Here is a 17524-nt window from a genome sequence, read left to right on the forward strand (position 1 = left end):
TCTAGAAACTTAAACGTGAGCCCATTCGGTTATCAGATGGGTTCTTTTTAATTTTTCAAGTCAGCATGAGAAAGCTTTCCAGTACATTAGAGATCGATCTAAGTCGAAACGAACATAAGTTTTACAACTATATTGACTTTTTGTCCTTACGATAATATATGATTGTCAGGACAAAAAGGAGGTGGAGCAATGTCCTCCAAAAAGATGGGGCGTCCTAAATCTGATAACCCGAAGAGCAAAACGATTGAAATCCGTGTCGATGAGGAAATTCTGAGCAACCTTGATGTTGCGGCTGAGAAGTTGAATACGAACCGATCTGCTATTGTTCGCAAAGGGATTGAAAAGATTTACGAAGAGCTCCAAAATAAAAAAGAAGCAGCGCTCGTCCCACAAAGAACAACGCTGCTTCATATCCCGCAATCACTATGAATGAGCGACTGCATAAATATCCTACCATGTGCAGAACGCTCATTCAAGTGAGGTGCGAATTAATTTACAGGAGGATACACATGAACTTGATATTGGAAGCACTTTATAACGGACGACTTCGCCCGGATGAGATGATGATGCCGACACATCCTGAATACCAAGCGTTAGGGCGGCAGATTGCAACTCTGACAGAGCAGTGGAAGAATCGTTTAAGCGAGAATGAATTTCTTGAGCTTGAACAGTTATTTGACTTGTGCGGCAGATGTGAGGGGATGCATACGGAAGCTGCTTTTGTACAAGGTTTTCGTCTAGGAGCTAACATACTGATTGAAGTCATGAGTCAGCGTGAGGAATCGGTGTTGGAGTTTAACTAGGCTTACCTATGTGAGCGGAGATCAGGTTTACTTTTACAGCTAAATTCTTGGGAAACCTGAACACACAACATACTCATTTTGCATCATAAAATGAACATAAAATTGTTTATAACAAAGCCCTCAAACCTTCTCTGTGTTCAAGCAGTTGGGTGAGGGCTTTAATCATACTTAGAGCTAACAGCATTAGAATTTACAATTTATTTAGGAAAACAACATTCTAAACACTCAGCCGAACTCTTGCCTCCTTAATCCGCAATATTCCCCGCCATTTTCAGACGACGTGCAATCTCCTTGAAGTCCTCTTGTGAGATGCCTGGAGCAAATTCCTCCTCCACTGCCGGAGCTTCCGGAATCGGGAAACCTTGCGGGATACCCTGAATGACTTCCAGCGGTTGTCCATCTTCGGGGTGTGTGCCTTTCCAGATCTGGTCGATGGCATTGAAGTCTTTGTCGCTGTAAGTGTACAACTTGGTGTGAACGCCTTTTTCTTCGTATTTACGAGCCTCGTTGAAGGCTTTGTTATCCAGAGAAGGGATAGGGATCAGCTTGGTCACATTGACACCCGTTGCAATTTCAATCGCTTTGGCATAGGCCACAACGTGCACACCGCCGCGTACGAGCAGGAAACCGACGACTTCGCGAGCCGCGGGATGATCGGTCATTTCGTATACTTTCATTTTGTGGGTACGTGCTCCACATTCGAGAAAGAAGTTATGCAGCAGATCTTCCACCAGATTGCCACTGTTGAAGACATTGGCGCCTGTCCACGGATTGCCCATCGAATCAAAAGGCATCGCGCCTTGTGCACCTGCCAGGAAATGATACGACAGCCGAGCATCCTTGACGGAGCCTAGCGGCGTCTGATCAGGTTCTTTATATTCCGTTGATCCTCTGAGACAGTGGTTAATCCCATGTGACACCAATTCAACATGTCCTAATTCTTCGGCCGTAATACTCATGACGAGGTCGTAGAACGGTTTTAGTTTTTCTTTGGAACGAAAATTAAAGGATTGGTAGAGGTAGTTGTTCAGGGTAGACATTTCTCCGAATTTACCACCAAGCAATTCCTGTATGGCTGCTGCTGCATTGGGATCTGGCTTTTCGACGTTGGGGATCTCAATCAGAATTTCATCCAGACGTTTGAACATACAGATATAACCTCCTCGAATGTGGGTGAAGATGGACTCGGGTGGACGTTGTGACAGTTTGCTCGGTCAAAGCCCATTACACAAATTGTGGATTTTTAAAACAAATAATCTATAAATTGGGTCTAAGGAGTCATGTGCCAATGAGGCTCTGATTTTGGCGGAAATGACTTGTTTCTTATTGATATGGTATTTCCAATTCCACAATTTTTATGTACAATCAGACAAGTTATGCAAAGCTTTGAATGCCGATCATTCATAATGGAATCAAGGCAGAAAGGAAGAAGTAGAGATGAGATTTCGATGGTTACGCATTGTAGGTTTAATGGTGATTCTAATATACATAAGCAGTGCGCAGGCGACAGCAAATGGTGTAGGGAATGATGTTCAGGTAGATGAGCAAACAAGGCAATTACTTATGCAGAAGTACGGTTTGGAACCAAGTAAAGAGCTCCAAGCGCAGCATGATTTTCTCTCCGGAGACTGGGGAATGAGCTTTCGTTCTACTTCTGAGGCTGAGCCGCTGGATAAGCTGATGCAGATTGTTCCATTTTGGCTATGGCCGGCTGTCTGGATTTTTCGAATGTGGGTGTAAAATGTAATTCCAAAGGGCACGATATCAGCAATACATTGGTCCCAAGGAGTGAGATGCATGAGAGTGCTTATGCTTACCATATTAACGCTTATGCTTGGTTTTACGGGCGTCACAACTACCGTTTCGGCAACCAGCGGCAGCATTCCGGATTATGCGAAGTGGGGCATCATAGCTGTAAAGGAAACCCAAACGAAGTACAACGTTGACATCCTGGATTACAAACATATTGGTCGTTCGTCGCTTACCGCTAACCAGTCGAGAGAGCAGTTCAAGCTGTGGGTTCGTGCCAAAGATGGCAAGCAATTTGCCGTTTATGTCAATGTGGATTTTAATCCAAATACGCAACAGTTAAAAACAGTGGAATTCACCAAATCGGATCGTCACTAATCAATTGAAGAACCAGACTTCCGTCTTGCGCGGAGCATGTCTGGTTTTTTTATTTTAAATTCCTTTTTTTGTTATTGAATAAAGAACTTATGTTCGCATATAATAGTGAATACAAACAAATGTTCTTATTGGAGGGATGATCATGCTAGGGAAATATGTTGGCCAGTTGGTGGAGCTTGTGTACATGGATCGTGCGGGACAGATTACGCAGCGGCAGATTCGAGTTAACAGTGTGCGGGGCGGAATGATTCGAGCATCGGATGGTAAGGAGGGGGCACCGCGAACCTTTCTGGAGCAAAATATATTGGCATGGCTCCCTGTGACCGATCGGAATCGGAAGGGAGAGATGAAGTATGCTGAACGACTTTGAACGTAAAATTCTGCGCATTCTCGTCAACTATGCAGGTCAGCAACGACGGATTCCACGTATGGATGAGCTGGAAACCAAGACAGGGCGCAGTCCAGCGCACATTCGGGAGTCACTGCTGGAACTGGAGCAGAGAGGGCATATTACCTGGCATGACTCATCCACAATGGAAAGGATACAGATTTTGCAGGCATGGGAGCAACAACCAAGTCCTGTACGAAAAGCCCAGCCTGCGGGTAGTGCAGTAAAATATTTTACCGATTATTAAATAAGTATTAGAGCAAGACAAAGCGCCGAAAACTCGGGCAAAAGGTAAAGCAAAAACGCCAACCCTGGTAGGTTGGCGCTGTATTTAGCAAGTCTTTTTAGAAATTCGGAAGCTGGTCAAGGTTGTTGGTCGGGTCACCATCGGCATCGCCACGAATATACATTTCTCCATCCTTGCCTTTGAATACATTAACACCAGCGATTTGGCCGGTCTGCACTTCGTTCAGGGCCTGTTGGTAATCCAAAATACGGCCTGAAGATGTCTGGAAGGCCGTAAGGTCACCGTCACCATTTTTCTGCACCGCTGTGAATGTCTCGCGTGTTGTCTGATCCATCATGTCACACTCTCCTTCTATGACCAAATGGGAATGGGTTTACCCCCTTTAGCCTTTCCGAATTAGCCAGAAGTATGCACGAGATGCATATTTTTATCAGGATTCAGTTGAACCGATGTAGAGCTGTGCAACGAGACTACAGACTTTTTCTCATACGAACGTGCAGAATATCGGCATCATAAAAAGGTTCTTCCGAAATCACTTCATAGCCGAGTTTATCGTAAAATTTCTGAGCCTGACACTGGGCATCCAGCAGGGAGTAAGTTAATCCAAGCTCACGGGCGAGTTCCTCCATTGCTAACAGAAGCACACGTCCATAACCAAATGAACGATAAGATTCCAGTACAGCGATCCGCTGCATTTTGGCCGTATCTTTGCTGTAATAGATCAGACGGCCTGTGGCAACAGCCTGACCATCGGTATGAAGTAACACATGATGCACATCCGGACTGATAATATCATATTGATCAATTTCAAGCTCTGCAGGTACTTGCTGCTCAATGACAAAAACCTGACGGCGAATCTCAAGCGCTTGCTTTAATTCTTCTTCTGTCGTGACATAACTAATCTCAGCTGCCAAATTTGATTCCTTCTTTCTGCTCCATGTGCGGCAAGTTCAGACTGCATTATACAAAAAAATGCTTTTCCTGTATAGTTAAGTTTGGTACATATTGGGACTATGGAGGAGGAATAGTCATGGGAATGGCGGCTGTTATGACGATTACATTGCTCTTGTCGGCGGGCATGATCGCATTGTTATACTATGTCACCAAGAAGGCATACTCTCGCAAATGGGATGAAGAAGAGTAAGACTGCAGACAGCGCTGGGTTTCATGCTGCTTCTTGCTGTCAAGGTAAAATCTCGGCATTCCCATGAGGAGAATAGACATCATGCACAACAGATTTGGAATATACATCCATCCAGACAGGGAGCAATTCGTTCTGTTCATCCAACTGCTGCTGGAACTGCACCGTATGTTCATTCCGCTGCAACGTGCAGCCGGTTATTGTGGGGAGAAGAATTGCGCATACGATCAGCCAAGTCAGCTTTCTGAAAAGAAATTGTTTAGTCTGACAATGCTCGCATTGGCTAATAAGATATTGAACGGCGTATTTCACTTGAATTCACCTCGTTTCCCAAAATGGTAATCTTTCCATTATTCTGCTCAAATCCAGACAATTTATTACAAAATTAATAATTGACAATGAACGCATTTACTTGGTATGATATTGTTACTTCATTGGAGTTTGATTTATATATGAGGGAGCATATTGAATTATTAATTGTAACTATATTTAATGTATTAATGAAGGGCGATAGCTCAGCGGGAGAGCATTATCTTGACAGGGTAAGGGTCGTGGGTTCGATCCCCACTCGTCCTATACAGAAAGCAATAATTTACAAGCGAGACAGCCATTACATGGCTGTTTTTTTGCTTTGTCTCTTAATTTATGGGAAAAATTAATCCTATTTTCTCATCTAAGAAGGTTGGGAGACAAGTAATGAAGCAAGTAAATAGTTACTTAAATCAACTCGAAACAATAGATTTAAGTTCAAAAATGGACTTAATCAAAAAGAGAATATCAAATGAGGAAGAGAAAAAAATGAAGAGGCTACAGTCAGTACTTGAAGAACATTATAATGAGTTATCCGTTCTTAACGCCGAAGTCCCTAAATCAATTATTGGCAAAAGTGCCTTCAAACCAAAGATGCTTAATGATCTTATTGAGAAGAAGGAATCGGAGATTATGCAAACTACCAATGAGATCAATGAAACTGAAAGAATACTATCCTCTAAAAAAGATTGAATTGTCTGAGTTGGAAACACTAAAAAAAATATTCCGGTTTGGCAAGATGTTTTTGATGAAGCGTCGACAGAAAAGAAGAAAATGATGTTAAGTACACTGATTGATGTTGTTTACGTCAGCAAAGAGAAAATCTCAGTAGAGATCAAGGGTAGACTTAAAGCATTCTTGGGACATTCATCGAGTGAAAGTAAATATGCTGGGAGTTGACAGGATAGGGTGGTTTGAGCTCACTCAGATCAGATGTGAGAAGTCTTGCACACAGCAGGACTTCTTTTCTTATTTTTAAACAAAATTTAAATCAAAACTAAATTTAACGTAAGGTTGATCTCTTATTGTTGTATGTGAAGAACATAGAGCAAAAGGAGAGAGAGCATGCACACTCTTAAAATCAAACCTACTAATATTATCAAAAAGGTTATGCTGAGTACACTCGTGGTGACACTTGCGGCATCCCCGTTGGTTCATACGACTCATGCTGCCCAATGGAATTCATCTATCCAGACTGCTGATTGGGAGACGGCACGAGTAGCTTCCAATATGCAACAAACCTCTAGCATACCACAAGCGATGTCTCAGGAGCAATCCCCGATCCAATATCAGATCAAAGCGCGTCTGGATGAAAAAGACATGACCATACAGGGAAGCCAGGCAGTGACCTACCGGAATACGAGCAAAGATCCGCTTAAAGAGTTAGTTATGCATACCTATGCCGATGCTAATCGATCCAAAGCAACACAAACGATTATGTATCAAGATCAGAATGAGCAAATAGCTAAAGAACAACCAGAAAAGAAAGCGGCAGATTTCCTGGGAGGCATTGATATTCTGGAAGTGAAACAGCAAGAAGAGAAGCTTCTTTTCAATAACAAAAATCAAGCTTTAAGCGTGCAATTGAAGACACCTTTGCAACCAGGTCAGTCGATTACCTTCCAAGTGGATTATCGGCTCGATATTCCTTATGGCATGCAGCGAATATCTTACTACAAGGATCAAATCAACGGAGCACACTGGTTTCCAGTGATGTCTGTTTATGATGAGAATACACATCAATGGAATAAGACACCGTATAGCACTTCATTCGAGAGTGATTTCTACACCTCATCCGATTTTAATGTGGAGCTTAATGTGCCTGAGTCATATGAAGTGGTCATGCCGGGTGAGTTATCCTCCCCAAAAAGTGTTGAACATGGACGAAAAGTGGTTACGTCGTATGCCGGGAACACGAGAGAGTTTGTTTTTTTTGCTGGCCCTAATCTAAAGGTAGAACGTGAGACGCGTAATGGTCTTACCGTGGAATATTTTTATTCGGGTGATGATCCTGCCAAAAAAGCTGCGGTGGACAAATACATTGATTATGCATTTAAAGTCATCGCATTTTACAGTGAGAAATATGGTAAATATCCGTATCCCGAATTTCGTGTCATCGAGACTCATGTGGATGGCTTTGGCGTCGAATATTCAAGATTAATACAGATGCCGCAGCGTGAACCAGCTAGATTGCCCAAGGATGATTCGACATTTGTGCATGAGATTGCACATCAGTGGTTCCATGCTTTAATCGGTAACAATTCAGAAACGGAATCATTTCTGGATGAAGCTTTTGCCGACTTTTCCATGGTGTATTTTTTGGAGAAGCAAGGAGATAAGCTAGGGGGATTCAGATCGATTCAGCTCGATCCGTCACCTATTGATCTACCCATTGCTTCAACGAATGAACAAGTAGGAGAAATGGCTAATTATTTATTTTACCAAAAGGGTCGTCAGGCCATTTATCAATTATACCGCTCTGTTGGTGAACAAAAATTTGATGCATTTATGAAGGAATATTTTCATCGTTTTGTCAACCAAAATGCCACGGTAAATGGATTACTTGATACTATTGAGGATGTGCTTGGTAAAGAACAGCGTCAGGAGATGGAGAAGGCGCTGATTCAGCCTGATTTTGAGCTTAAGCAGGAGTATCAAATGTCTGAGAAGGAACTTGCAGCATATATGCACGATGCCTATCAGCCGCAATATGAGGCAGTGGTAAACAACATTCCCAATTTGCCTTACGAAGTGATGATTCGTTTAATGGAAAAGTCTTTTCGAGGGGAACCATTAACGATTGTACTTGGAGATCAGGTGAGCAAAGCAGCAGCGAAACAACAGGAACAAGCGACCAGCCAGTTAACTCAAATTTTTGATGTATTTGGCATTAAATACGATGTAGTCCGGGATCGAAAACAGTTGAAGCAAAAGCTGAAACGTGAGATAGGCAGCAGTAACCTCATTCTTGTTGGTAATGCGAAGTCGAATGGTATTGTTCAAGCTTTGAAAACAAACATTAATGTTCGGGCAAATGGTATCGGTTTAGCCTGGAAAGATGTCATGAAAACAGCAGGACATTCCGGAGCATATGTCATTAAACATCCATATAATCAGAATCGGCTCATGATTCATTACTATTGGAATGATGATCATCTCAGCGCCAAGGCAACAGAGTCTTTTATGACGAAGAGTCAGGAATCTTTAATGATCTCCAATGATCTTTACCAATACTATGAGTTGGATCGCAACGGTAAGTTGAAAACTAGCAAAAAAGTCGAATGATACTTTTTACAATAAAATAGAAGCAAAAAAAAGAAATGTTTATGAAGAGTCGCTCTAGAAGGCGGCTCTTTTTTGATTGGAAAGAAGCAGGAAAGTGAAAATACTTTTGAAGATGGACATCAGGTTTCAATCGGGATGGATTCAATCTGTTCAGTTTCATTTAAGGTTTCTCTTTTAAACTTCTCTGTAACAGGATCTTAAAAGAGAAATAAGGTGGGAAACGGAATGATGAACAACAAATGGCGAAATGTTATGACAACTACAGTGATTGCTTCGATGTTATTAGCGGCTTGTAGCAATGAGAATGGAACCTTGCAAACAACAACTACAACTACAGAGAACCCATCCACAGAAGATCAGACACAAACGGTGAATTATGCACAAAACTTTAATAAAACGGAAGTGATGTCTTTTTCCATTGATGTGGATGAGGATGCCTGGCGAGAAATGCTGGACACAGCGACAGAGGAAAACTATAAAAAAGCAAATGTAACGATTAACGGGACAACCATAGAAAACGTAGGCATTCGAGCCAAAGGAAACTCCAGTTTGAGACAAGTGGCAGGGGACGACACAACTGATCGGTATAGTTTCAAAATCAAGTTTGATAAATTCGTGAAAGGTCAAACATGGAATGGGCTCGATAAAATGGTCGTGAATAATATGATTTCTGATGCCAGTTATATGAAAGAGTATCTGAGCTATGACATCATGAGTTATATCGGAGTTGATGCACCGCTGTTTACTTTTGCTAACATTAACGTCAACGGAAAGGCGTGGGGCTTATATCTGGCTGTTGAAGACATAGACAGCGGATATCTGGCACGTGCGAAGAATGGCGAAGGGGAAATCTACAAACCCAATAACGATGACAATATGGGAGCGGGTGGAATGGGAATCCCAATGGGAATGGGGAACCCGCGAGCAGAAGGGAATGCTGGCGAGATGGGAGACTTTCAGCCTCCTGAAGGTATGGAACCACCGAGTGATACAGGTGCAGGAACAGGCGATGCCAACTCTCAGACTGCCAACACTCGCCGAGAGGGGGGGCGCGGATTCGGCAGAGGCGGTGGAATGAATGGCGGCACGAACGGCGTGTCCTTAGTGTATACGGATGATAAAGTGTCCAGTTATTCTGGCATTTTTGATAATGCAAAGACCAAAACGACGAAAGAAGATGAACAACGTGTGATTGAAGCGCTCAAAAACTTGAATGCTGGTACCAATCTTGAGCAATATGTGGATGTCGATGCTGTGCTCAAATATTTTGCAGCTCATAACGTGGTGGTGAATATGGATAGCTACACCTCCAATATGGGGCATAACTATTATTTATATGAAAATAACGGGAAGATTAGTATGCTGCCATGGGATTACAATATGGCTTTTGGTGGCTTCCAGGCAGGTTCCGCATCCGATGTGGTCAATCTTGCCATTGATACTCCTTTATCAGGTGTGACGATGGAAGAGCGGCCGATCCTAAGCAAGTTACTGGAGGTACCTGAGTACAAGGCGAAGTACCATGAATACTTACAGGAGATCGTAGACGGTTATTTTGCAAACGGGAAATTTGAGCAAACGGTACAAACATTAAACAATCTGATTACGGGTTATGTTAAAAATGATGCTACTGCGTTTGTGACATATGAAAAGTATAAAGAGGCTGTTGCTGAATTGACTAAATTGGGTACACTGCGTGCAGAGAGCATTCAAGGACAGCTTGAGGGAACGATCCCTTCGACTACGGAGGGACAAAAAGCGAGCACGAATACGCTCATTGATGCATCCTTGGTTGATCTAACCAAATTAGAGGATAACCTCAAAGGAAACGGCATGAAGGGCGGATTCCGTGGTCAAGGTTTTGATCGCAATGCGGGAAATCAACAGAAGACCCCAAAAACGGAGCAAACTGAAACATCCAAATAGAATTCAGTTGCCGGACTGTGCTTCGTTGCTAAATATATGAGCAATATTTGAGCATGAACGCATGCATGCTTTTGGCTAATATCAATATATAGAGTTACCTTACAAGGTGGCTCTTTTTTTATTTCATTTGTTTATTTCAAAAAAATATTTACAAAGGTAATTAAATTGTGTACAATCAATTTGTAAACAAGTTAAAAGAAAACATGTTCAAACCATATAACAAACTTTAAATCGGAAGAGGAGAATTTTAATATGAAAACTCTATATGAAACGACAGTTATTAATACAGGTGGACGCCAAGGGATCGTACAATCCCCGGATAACGTATTTATGATGGATGTAGCTACACCCCCTGAACTTGGAGGTCAAGTGACTACAGCTACCAACCCGGAGCAACTGTTTGCAGCAGGGTACAGTGCATGTTTTAACTCTGCGTTGGAATTTCAATTGAAAAAGCACAATGTAACGATCGAACGCAGCACGGTATCTGCAACTGTCGCGTTGGTAGCTGACCCGGCAGATGGTGGCGTGAAGCTGGATATCGAGCTTGAAGTGAAAATTTTGGGCCTGGATGAAGAAACGGCACAAAAATTTGTGAAACTTGCCCATGAATACTGCCCTTATTCCAAAGCAATCAAAGGTAATGTTAACGTTAAAGTGGAGCAGGCCTAAGCAAACAGGATTCTTAACGTTCCTTTTAGAATGACGGATTGTCAAGCCAAGTGCGACAGTTCCTCTGAAAAGGATTCGTGAGCGGTTCTCCAGCTCAGGCATTTACGTGGTCTGTGATTGATCAAGTCCAGAGCGTTTTCTAGAGCCTCATCCGTGATTTGGGCAAAATCGGTCCCTTTGGGAAAAAACTCTCGCAGGAGGCCATTGGCATTTTCATTCGAGCCGCGTTGCCAGGAGGAATAGGGATCTGCAAAATATACCTGCACGCCATGAACGGCTTCCAGGCTGGTGTAACAGGCGAATTCCTTGCCACGGTCCGCGGTAGCGGTTTGAAACGCTCGGGCAGGATACTGCGAAGCCGCTACTCCAAAGGCAATCTCCATGGACAACGCAGTACGATCAGGCATACGAATCGCGGTATACAAGCGGGTCTTTCGTTCGATGAACGTGGCTACGCAGCCCTTGCTTTTCCCACGACCTGAAACCACCGTATCCAGTTCCCAATGGCCGAAGGTCTCCCGGTGACGAACCTCTTTCGGACGTTGAGAGATGGGCTTGCCCACAGCAAACTTGCCGCGTGTCTCTGCTGGCTTCTGCCGTTTCCCTTTGTGTCTGAGGATGGCAAGCACACCTTTCACCAGACGGCCGGTATAAAGCCAACGATAGATCGTTTTAAAACATACCATGGATTGACCCTCCTGACGCAATCGCTCTACGATCTGCTCTGGAGACCAGGTTGCGTGGAGCTTATCTTCAATGCGACTCGCCAGTTCTGAATTCCACTTCCCTGCGGAAACGGAGGCCTTACGGCGCTGGACATAGCCCTCTTGAGCGTTCTCCACGGCGTAGGGGTGTTCTACTGTATTTCGGCGGAGTTCCCGGCTAATGGTGGAATGATGTCTGCCAAGTTCTTTGGCAATCGCTCGGGTACTTCTCCCCTGCCGATGGAGGATTTCTAGCTTGCTGCGCTCAATTATGCTAAGATGTGTGTAGCTCATGGTGGATTCTCCTTGTGTGAATGTGGTGTAGGAACCTTCATTCTACACGAATCCGGCCATGGGCCATTTTTTATTTATTTCCAGTAGGTGTCGCACTTCATATTACAATCCGTCGAATAAAATAAATGCAATAGACAAAGGAGCTGTCCCAAAAGGGTACCGACGGATAAGCCAGTCCCAAACGTTGAACGGAAAAGCCTTCAAAACCACCGCTAAAGTGGGTTTGAAGGCTTCTCTCTTGCTTGAACTCCTGTCTAAAGTGGGGGCTGAAAAATCATAACATGACTTTTGGGACAGCCCCTTTTTACATATACTTGCTTCGCGTTGAAACTTTATCTTCGATGGAATGGGGTTGAGGTAAACTCTATCATTCAATAAATGTAATAATGTTGAAACTTTGGGTGGATATCGCCGTAAATATTCATAAAAGTGAAAATTTATCGAACTGAAGCAATTCTATAAGTCAATTGAGTTCACCGAGAGAGAGGTGCATCATGAATGGATTTTAAAGATTATAACAAGCCGCCGGACTTATCGGAATCATACACACATCAGCAGCGTCATGAGGAACATTCCAAGCAACTGATCTCTGGTGGCGGAAGAGGAATTTGGTGGGAAATCAGCAACTTGCTGATTATTGTGGGTGTTTTCCTCGTGATTTTCCTATTGTTTAAATATGTGTTTTAGGTAGTCACACCACTGGGCGTTTCCCCATATGATGCAGTGTTCAGTCAGCAATATGGGAAATGGGGAATCCGGGATGGCAAAGGCAAAAGGAAAAAAGGCTCCCGCGTTAAAAAGTGACAAGATGCGTGTATCGATGAAGCTCGTTACATCTGATGTGTGTGAGCGCTGCAAGACACCTTGCTCACGAGGTACGGAATATGCCGCACGAATGAGAGAGGGCGGAGCAGTTGGCAAAGGGGTTCCCTGTATCCTCACCCGCCACGTATCTTCGTGACACTTCGTCTAATTACGTATATATACGAAGTAACATATTAGGCTATCCTGATAACAGGCTAGCCTTTTTTTGTGTTTCCCAAAGCGTGGTAAATATTTTGGATAAAAAATGAAAAATGATGAAAATCAGCGCAACTTTGTAGAGGCGTTCGCAGTATAAATGTACAAACATACTAACAGCAGGGGAGGGTATATTGACGGAATGAAATGGAAAAGAGTGCTGCTATGTGTCATGGTATTCTCCTTGCTGGGCGGGTCTTTATTGTTTGCGGACTCTGTGAACGAGAAGATTCGCGTACTCATTAACGGCAAGGAAGCGTCTGACGGTGGTTATTTGATTAATGGAACAACTTATGTACCCGTTCGTGAGGCAGGGGGCGTTGCTCTTTGGGATAACAGTAACAAGCGAGTAACCGTAATCAAGCCGAATGTACATATTTTTCTCTTCAAGGGAGACACTGTGTTTGGGAACGTCAATGTGGGAAAATTGAAATTCAATGTGTTCTCACAGGTAGACAGTCTGACAACAGATGTCTCTGCCGTGAAAGTCACAATAACGGACCCGAGTGGTCAGGTGAAGGATATTCAGGCACAGGATCTGACAACACAGAAGGATAACTTCTGGTTCCGTACGTATGATTTCACTTATGATTTTAGTCGTGCGGGCAAGTACCAGATCGGCTTTCATATTAAAGAAAATGCAAACAGCAATTATGTTCTCGTTGCCGAAAAAATCATTACAGCGCTGAACGATTAAAGGCAAAGTGAACGCTGATTGGTAAATTGACCTGGCTCTGTGAACATGTTACGATATGCAAGGTTACACATTTTCTAATGATGAAGCGAGGTATTACAATGAGCGATCACAAACACGAGCATGGAGATAACTGCGGTTGCGGTAACGACCATGATCACGATCATGAACACGAAGAGATCCTTCTCACACTGACTGACGAGAATGGTCAAGACGTGGAAATGGTTTTGGTAGAGACGTTTGACGTGCAAGATCACGTTTATGCACTCTTGCTCGAACGCAACAATCCTGAAGCTGACGGCATCATCCTGCGTATGGAAGAAGAAGACGAGGAAATGGTGCTCTACAATATTGAAGACGAAGCAGAGTGGAACCGTGTTGAAGCGGCATACAACGAATTGGTTGCTTCCCAAGAATAGTCGATCTTCTGGAACATAACATGAGGACTCCTTGAATTTCAGGGGGTCTTTTGTTGTTTGTTTGGCTATTCTGGCTTGCGGGCACATAGAGTCGAGTCAGGGAAAATGCAAATCAAAAAGGACCAGGTGTTAAACCTGATCCTTCACTGTTCGATCTTTATCTTCACGTTTTCTTTCGTTTCGTGTTTCTTTCACGGTCTATCCTGGCTAAATGCCGTTCTTAGAAAATAGCGTCAGCTTCCACGATGACTTTGACGTTTGTTACGCTACGGTCTTCTGGTCCTTTAACCGGCAGCCCGACCTCAACATGATCAATGATATAGTCGATGTTTTCTTGCGTAATAACCTCGCCCGGAAGCAGAATCGGAATACCTGGCGGGTACACATAGATGAATTCCGAGATAATGCGTCCAGCGGATTCCTTGAAAGGAATGACCTCGGTATCCCCGTAAAAGGCATCACGCGGCGTCAGCATCAGCTGTGGGATATCTGGAACTTTGACAACCAGTTCATGCGCCGGATTGACTTGATAATAAGTGCGAGCAAGATCCTGGAGTGCGTTGAGCAAAATATTCACGCTTTCGTCCGTATCACCTGGCGTGATGAGGCACAAGATATTGTACATGTCGCTAAGTTCAACTTCGATATTATAATGCTCACGCAACCAGTTTTCGGTCTCATAACCTGTGATTCCCAGATGGCGCACATGAATCGTGACTTTCGTCGGGTCATAATTGAAGGTTGCTTCTGTACCTAACAGTTCTTCTCCGAAACAGTATAATCCATCCATATCATTGATCGTACGTCGTGCAAACTCAGCAAGATCAATCGCCTTCTGCGCAATTTCATGACCATGCAGGGCTAGATTGCGTCTGGAGGTGTCCAGCGATGCAAGCAATACGTATGAGGTAGATGTCGATGTCAGCAGGCTCAGAATGGTCTGTACGCGCTGTGGATTGACGAACCCGTTCTTGGTGTTCAGATTCAGCACGGAACTCTGTGTCATCGAGCCACCAAGCTTGTGAACACTTGTAGCAGCCATATCGGCCCCAGCGGCCATTGCGGACAGTGGCAGATCCTCATGGAAATGAATAAGCACCCCGTGTGCCTCATCCACAAGAACAGGCACCTGGTAGCTGTGAGCCAGATCTACAATGGCCTTGAGGTCTGTACATACACCATAATAGGTTGGATTGATGACTAGTAAGGCTTTGGCATCCGGGTGACGTTCAAGAGCGCGCCGGATCGACTGAATCGTCACGCCGTGATCAATCCCAAGATTGACATCCTGTGCAGGAGAGACGAATACCGGCTTCGCTCCTGAGAAAATGATGGCAGACAAAATCGATTTGTGCACATTGCGCGGTACGATAATTTTGTCTCCCGGACTGCAAACTGACAGAATCATTGTCATGATTGCACTGCTTGTACCCTGTACACTAAAGTAGGAATAATCGGCTCCAAAGGCATCTGCAGCAAGTATCTGTGCTTCCTGGATAACGGCTGTAGGCTGATGCAGGTCATCGAGTGGTGCGATGTTGATCAAATCTATGGAGAAGGCGTTATCGCCAATAAATTCACGGAATTCGGTATCCGCTCCCAATCCTTTTTTATGTCCCGGAATATGAAACTGTACGGGATTGAGTGCCGCGTGATTTTTCAAAGCGGTAAACAGCGGCGTACGGTGGTGATTCATCAGTGCTGTCACAACCCTTCCTAAGTAAATTGGTAAACAAAGATGAGTATAGCAAAATAAGCACTGAATGCAAGCGGTATGAACGACAAATTTTTGAATTGGTGCGATTTGGTCGTCATCTCCACGGTTACACTAAGTGTAGAGGAACGGTAAATGAACCTTGAAAGGGGAAAAAGAATGCAAACCGACATCAAACCAGCCAAGATATTGAGATCGCCTTTTTTTATCGCGATGTGGCTGACACTTTTCCTGGTGGAGATCATCAAAGGGGCACTGCTGGTCGCCGTTCTCCCCGTATATATGGATAATATTCTGGGGCTCTCTGCTGGCGTCATTGGCGTGGCATTTGCTCTTCAGTATCTGGGAGATAATCTGTTCAGAGCCCCCTCAGGCTGGGCGGCAGAACGCATCGGATTTCGCGCCACGATGGTAACGGCTCTGATCTGTACGTTAATTGCCGTTATCATGATACTTTTTCTCAAAAGTGCTGTTGGGCTGTCTATGGCTTGTCTGATCCTCGGAATCGGTACATCACCGCTATGGCCGTGTGCAATGACGGGAGTAACTGCGATGTCAGGTCCCCAGAACAAAAACGGTACGGCGATGGGCGCACTGGAGATGGCAGCTTTGGGAGGCACAGGACTTGGACCTGTCGGCATGAACTGGCTGCTGGAACGAACGGGTCATGATTACCGCACGATCTTCCTTGTCCTCATGGGATGTGCAATTCTGGTCATTCTCGTTGCTATGATTCTTCCGGGCCGTGTTGTGATCGAGGGAGGGCAGAACGCAGAAAAGGGAGTCGCTGGAGAGGGTGGAGAAACCGCAAAACAGAAGTATCCAGCCAAGCCGAACCTGCTTACACCGTTTATTCGCCTGCAACAGAGCGTTAAGCGTACATTACATCGGGTGCGCAGCACACTGAATGTCAATCCGCTCGTCTATCCTGCGCTGTTCATGCAATCATTCGTGATCGGTCTGCTGAGTCCCGTCATTACACTGTATACACGAACCGATCTGAATATTTCACCTAACCTGTATAGCTTATTGCTCATTGCAGGAGGAGGTATTACGGTCATTGCATTGTTGCCAGTAGGTAAGCTGGTGGATAGGTTTGGAACGAAGCCATTCCTGAACATCGGATTTCTGATGGCGGCAGTCAGCCTGTTTATTTTCTCAACAGTGACAGCCATTCCTGTTGTTTTTGGCATCGTAATGCTTGTCGGCGTAAGTTATGCCATGATTCTGCCAGCATGGAATGCTTTTGTTGCAACCTTGATTCCCGAAGGGGAGCGCGGGGCAATCTGGGGTTTTTTTCTAACGCTGCAAGGGTCGGGCATGGTTGTAGGTCCGATTGTGTCGGGATTGTTGTGGGATCATGTGAGTCACCCGGCTCCGTTTATCGCCAGCGCTCTTGTAATGGCCGGTCTCGCTGTTGTTCACTTTGTTTTGGCACGCAAGCCATTCCGAACTGCACCAGCAGGATAGAGGAAGAACGAGGTAACTCGTACATTCAAAAAAGGAGGTCCATTAAACCTGATCTGCTCAGGGTGATGGGCCTCCTTTTGATTTGTTGTGTTGCCGGCAACCGTCATTTAGTGCAAATAAAGTGTTATTGTATGAGATGCATTACAATAATCATAATTTCGACACTTGTCCATTTATGAAAATGACTATTATACCGTGAATATCTAGGGGCTTGCCCTTGGGCATCTGCGGAAAGCTACAAATCGGATTCGTATTCCGTGAAAAATAGTCAAATAACCAAGTACCCTTACATAAAATGAAGTATAAAATAG

Annotated in this window: 21 protein-coding genes and 1 tRNA gene; 17 read left to right on the plus strand and 5 right to left on the minus strand. The window is 44.2% G+C overall.

The window, feature by feature from the left end; all coding sequences use genetic code 11:
- Positions 1–189 precede the first annotated feature (189 nt).
- Together ACR8BL_RS26480 and ACR8BL_RS26485 are read left to right on the plus strand one after the other, a co-directional pair.
- Positions 190–429 (plus strand): CopG family transcriptional regulator, encoded by a 240-nt coding sequence (locus ACR8BL_RS26480; protein WP_434750300.1) that lies wholly within the window; start codon positions 190–192, stop codon positions 427–429.
- A gap of 80 nt (positions 430–509) precedes the next feature.
- Positions 510–803, plus strand: coding sequence for a DUF6809 family protein (locus tag ACR8BL_RS26485; RefSeq protein WP_434750301.1), 294 nt, complete (start codon positions 510–512; stop codon positions 801–803).
- A 245-nt stretch (positions 804–1048) separates the two neighbouring features.
- Here ACR8BL_RS26485 and ACR8BL_RS26490 read toward each other — a convergent pair whose 3' ends face one another.
- Positions 1049–1951 carry a manganese catalase family protein gene (locus ACR8BL_RS26490; protein ID WP_434750302.1) on the minus strand — a complete coding sequence of 301 codons (903 nt, stop codon included), beginning with the start codon at positions 1949–1951 and terminating at the stop codon, positions 1049–1051.
- A gap of 289 nt (positions 1952–2240) precedes the next feature.
- On the opposite strand from ACR8BL_RS26490, the gene ACR8BL_RS26495 reads away from it, so the two are divergent.
- From ACR8BL_RS26495 to ACR8BL_RS26510, 4 genes are all read left to right on the plus strand, one after another.
- Positions 2241–2543, plus strand: a complete 303-nt coding sequence (locus ACR8BL_RS26495) for a hypothetical protein (RefSeq protein ID WP_434750303.1) — start codon at positions 2241–2243, stop codon at positions 2541–2543.
- A 57-nt stretch (positions 2544–2600) separates the two neighbouring features.
- Positions 2601–2930, plus strand: coding sequence for a DUF3889 domain-containing protein (locus tag ACR8BL_RS26500; protein WP_434750304.1), 330 nt, complete (start codon positions 2601–2603; stop codon positions 2928–2930).
- 142 nt (positions 2931–3072) lie between these two features.
- On the plus strand, positions 3073–3300 hold the full coding sequence (locus ACR8BL_RS26505; protein ID WP_434750305.1) for a hypothetical protein: 228 nt from the start codon (positions 3073–3075) through the stop codon (positions 3298–3300).
- Positions 3284–3565: a hypothetical protein gene (locus ACR8BL_RS26510; RefSeq protein ID WP_434750306.1), complete on the plus strand. Its 282-nt coding sequence runs from the start codon at positions 3284–3286 to the stop codon at positions 3563–3565. The genes ACR8BL_RS26505 and ACR8BL_RS26510 overlap by 17 nt, the downstream gene beginning before the upstream one ends.
- Positions 3566–3662: 97 nt before the next feature.
- Here the strand turns inward: ACR8BL_RS26510 and ACR8BL_RS26515 are convergent, their stop codons facing one another.
- The gene (locus ACR8BL_RS26515; RefSeq protein WP_434753259.1) at positions 3663–3899 is read right to left on the minus strand and encodes a DUF3892 domain-containing protein; all 237 of its coding nucleotides are present in this window, start codon (positions 3897–3899) and stop codon (positions 3663–3665) included.
- Positions 3900–4035: 136 nt separating this feature from the next.
- Complete coding sequence (locus ACR8BL_RS26520) at positions 4036–4479, minus strand: GNAT family N-acetyltransferase (protein WP_434750307.1); 444 nt, start codon at positions 4477–4479, stop codon at positions 4036–4038.
- A gap of 311 nt (positions 4480–4790) precedes the next feature.
- On the opposite strand from ACR8BL_RS26520, the gene ACR8BL_RS26525 reads away from it, so the two are divergent.
- The 6 genes from ACR8BL_RS26525 (at position 4791) to ACR8BL_RS26550 (ending at position 10898) form a co-directional block, all read left to right on the plus strand.
- Entirely contained in the window at positions 4791–5048 is a 258-nt protein-coding gene (locus ACR8BL_RS26525) for a hypothetical protein (RefSeq protein ID WP_434750308.1), read from the plus strand.
- Between the two features lie 162 nt (positions 5049–5210).
- Positions 5211–5282 (plus strand) — tRNA-Val (locus ACR8BL_RS26530).
- A gap of 120 nt (positions 5283–5402) precedes the next feature.
- Positions 5403–5708, plus strand: coding sequence for a hypothetical protein (locus ACR8BL_RS26535; protein ID WP_434750309.1), 306 nt, complete (start codon positions 5403–5405; stop codon positions 5706–5708).
- Between the two features lie 372 nt (positions 5709–6080).
- Complete coding sequence (locus ACR8BL_RS26540; protein WP_434750310.1) at positions 6081–8300, plus strand: M1 family metallopeptidase; 2220 nt, start codon at positions 6081–6083, stop codon at positions 8298–8300.
- A gap of 225 nt (positions 8301–8525) precedes the next feature.
- Positions 8526–10226 carry a CotH kinase family protein gene (locus ACR8BL_RS26545; protein ID WP_434750311.1) on the plus strand — a complete coding sequence of 567 codons (1701 nt, stop codon included), beginning with the start codon at positions 8526–8528 and terminating at the stop codon, positions 10224–10226.
- A gap of 252 nt (positions 10227–10478) precedes the next feature.
- Complete coding sequence (locus ACR8BL_RS26550) at positions 10479–10898, plus strand: organic hydroperoxide resistance protein (RefSeq protein WP_434750312.1); 420 nt, start codon at positions 10479–10481, stop codon at positions 10896–10898.
- A gap of 41 nt (positions 10899–10939) precedes the next feature.
- Here ACR8BL_RS26550 and ACR8BL_RS26555 read toward each other — a convergent pair whose 3' ends face one another.
- On the minus strand, positions 10940–11896 hold the full coding sequence (locus ACR8BL_RS26555; RefSeq protein WP_221791739.1) for an IS30 family transposase: 957 nt from the start codon (positions 11894–11896) through the stop codon (positions 10940–10942).
- A 498-nt stretch (positions 11897–12394) separates the two neighbouring features.
- On the opposite strand from ACR8BL_RS26555, the gene ACR8BL_RS26560 reads away from it, so the two are divergent.
- From ACR8BL_RS26560 to ACR8BL_RS26575, 4 genes are all read left to right on the plus strand, one after another.
- Entirely contained in the window at positions 12395–12583 is a 189-nt protein-coding gene (locus ACR8BL_RS26560; RefSeq protein ID WP_434750313.1) for a hypothetical protein, read from the plus strand.
- Positions 12584–12656: 73 nt separating this feature from the next.
- Positions 12657–12857 (plus strand): hypothetical protein, encoded by a 201-nt coding sequence (locus ACR8BL_RS26565; protein WP_154983409.1) that lies wholly within the window; start codon positions 12657–12659, stop codon positions 12855–12857.
- Positions 12858–13058: 201 nt separating this feature from the next.
- Positions 13059–13613 carry a copper amine oxidase gene (locus tag ACR8BL_RS26570; RefSeq protein ID WP_434750314.1) on the plus strand — a complete coding sequence of 185 codons (555 nt, stop codon included), beginning with the start codon at positions 13059–13061 and terminating at the stop codon, positions 13611–13613.
- Between the two features lie 98 nt (positions 13614–13711).
- Positions 13712–14029, plus strand: a complete 318-nt coding sequence (locus ACR8BL_RS26575; RefSeq protein ID WP_434750315.1) for a DUF1292 domain-containing protein — start codon at positions 13712–13714, stop codon at positions 14027–14029.
- A 220-nt stretch (positions 14030–14249) separates the two neighbouring features.
- Here ACR8BL_RS26575 and ACR8BL_RS26580 read toward each other — a convergent pair whose 3' ends face one another.
- Positions 14250–15725 carry an aminotransferase class I/II-fold pyridoxal phosphate-dependent enzyme gene (locus ACR8BL_RS26580; protein WP_434753260.1) on the minus strand — a complete coding sequence of 492 codons (1476 nt, stop codon included), beginning with the start codon at positions 15723–15725 and terminating at the stop codon, positions 14250–14252.
- Between the two features lie 177 nt (positions 15726–15902).
- Between ACR8BL_RS26580 and ACR8BL_RS26585 the strand changes: the two genes are divergently transcribed.
- The gene (locus tag ACR8BL_RS26585) at positions 15903–17213 is read left to right on the plus strand and encodes an MFS transporter (protein WP_434750316.1); all 1311 of its coding nucleotides are present in this window, start codon (positions 15903–15905) and stop codon (positions 17211–17213) included.
- Positions 17214–17524: the final 311 nt, after the last annotated feature.

Origin of the sequence: Paenibacillus amylolyticus, from assembly GCF_051136285.1 — a bacterium.
GTDB classification, from domain to species: domain Bacteria; phylum Bacillota; class Bacilli; order Paenibacillales; family Paenibacillaceae; genus Paenibacillus; species Paenibacillus amylolyticus_F.

Bases quoted from the DNA above. Each gene is read 5' to 3' on its own strand.
- ACR8BL_RS26480 (WP_434750300.1), top strand. From the start codon at position 190: ATGTCCTCCAAAAAGATGGGGCGTCCTAAATCTGATAACCCGAAGAGC.
- ACR8BL_RS26485 (WP_434750301.1), top strand. From the start codon at position 510: ATGAACTTGATATTGGAAGCACTTTATAACGGACGACTTCGCCCGGAT.
- ACR8BL_RS26490 (WP_434750302.1), bottom strand. From the start codon at position 1,951: ATGTTCAAACGTCTGGATGAAATTCTGATTGAGATCCCCAACGTCGAA.
- ACR8BL_RS26495 (WP_434750303.1), top strand. From the start codon at position 2,241: ATGAGATTTCGATGGTTACGCATTGTAGGTTTAATGGTGATTCTAATA.
- ACR8BL_RS26500 (WP_434750304.1), top strand. From the start codon at position 2,601: ATGAGAGTGCTTATGCTTACCATATTAACGCTTATGCTTGGTTTTACG.
- ACR8BL_RS26505 (WP_434750305.1), top strand. From the start codon at position 3,073: ATGCTAGGGAAATATGTTGGCCAGTTGGTGGAGCTTGTGTACATGGAT.
- ACR8BL_RS26510 (WP_434750306.1), top strand. From the start codon at position 3,284: ATGCTGAACGACTTTGAACGTAAAATTCTGCGCATTCTCGTCAACTAT.
- ACR8BL_RS26515 (WP_434753259.1), bottom strand. From the start codon at position 3,899: ATGGATCAGACAACACGCGAGACATTCACAGCGGTGCAGAAAAATGGT.
- ACR8BL_RS26525 (WP_434750308.1), top strand. From the start codon at position 4,791: ATGCACAACAGATTTGGAATATACATCCATCCAGACAGGGAGCAATTC.
- ACR8BL_RS26535 (WP_434750309.1), top strand. From the start codon at position 5,403: ATGAAGCAAGTAAATAGTTACTTAAATCAACTCGAAACAATAGATTTA.
- ACR8BL_RS26540 (WP_434750310.1), top strand. From the start codon at position 6,081: ATGCACACTCTTAAAATCAAACCTACTAATATTATCAAAAAGGTTATG.
- ACR8BL_RS26545 (WP_434750311.1), top strand. From the start codon at position 8,526: ATGATGAACAACAAATGGCGAAATGTTATGACAACTACAGTGATTGCT.
- ACR8BL_RS26550 (WP_434750312.1), top strand. From the start codon at position 10,479: ATGAAAACTCTATATGAAACGACAGTTATTAATACAGGTGGACGCCAA.
- ACR8BL_RS26555 (WP_221791739.1), bottom strand. From the start codon at position 11,896: ATGAGCTACACACATCTTAGCATAATTGAGCGCAGCAAGCTAGAAATC.
- ACR8BL_RS26560 (WP_434750313.1), top strand. From the start codon at position 12,395: ATGGATTTTAAAGATTATAACAAGCCGCCGGACTTATCGGAATCATAC.
- ACR8BL_RS26565 (WP_154983409.1), top strand. From the start codon at position 12,657: ATGGCAAAGGCAAAAGGAAAAAAGGCTCCCGCGTTAAAAAGTGACAAG.
- ACR8BL_RS26570 (WP_434750314.1), top strand. From the start codon at position 13,059: ATGAAATGGAAAAGAGTGCTGCTATGTGTCATGGTATTCTCCTTGCTG.
- ACR8BL_RS26575 (WP_434750315.1), top strand. From the start codon at position 13,712: ATGAGCGATCACAAACACGAGCATGGAGATAACTGCGGTTGCGGTAAC.
- ACR8BL_RS26580 (WP_434753260.1), bottom strand. From the start codon at position 15,725: ATGAATCACCACCGTACGCCGCTGTTTACCGCTTTGAAAAATCACGCG.
- ACR8BL_RS26585 (WP_434750316.1), top strand. From the start codon at position 15,903: ATGCAAACCGACATCAAACCAGCCAAGATATTGAGATCGCCTTTTTTT.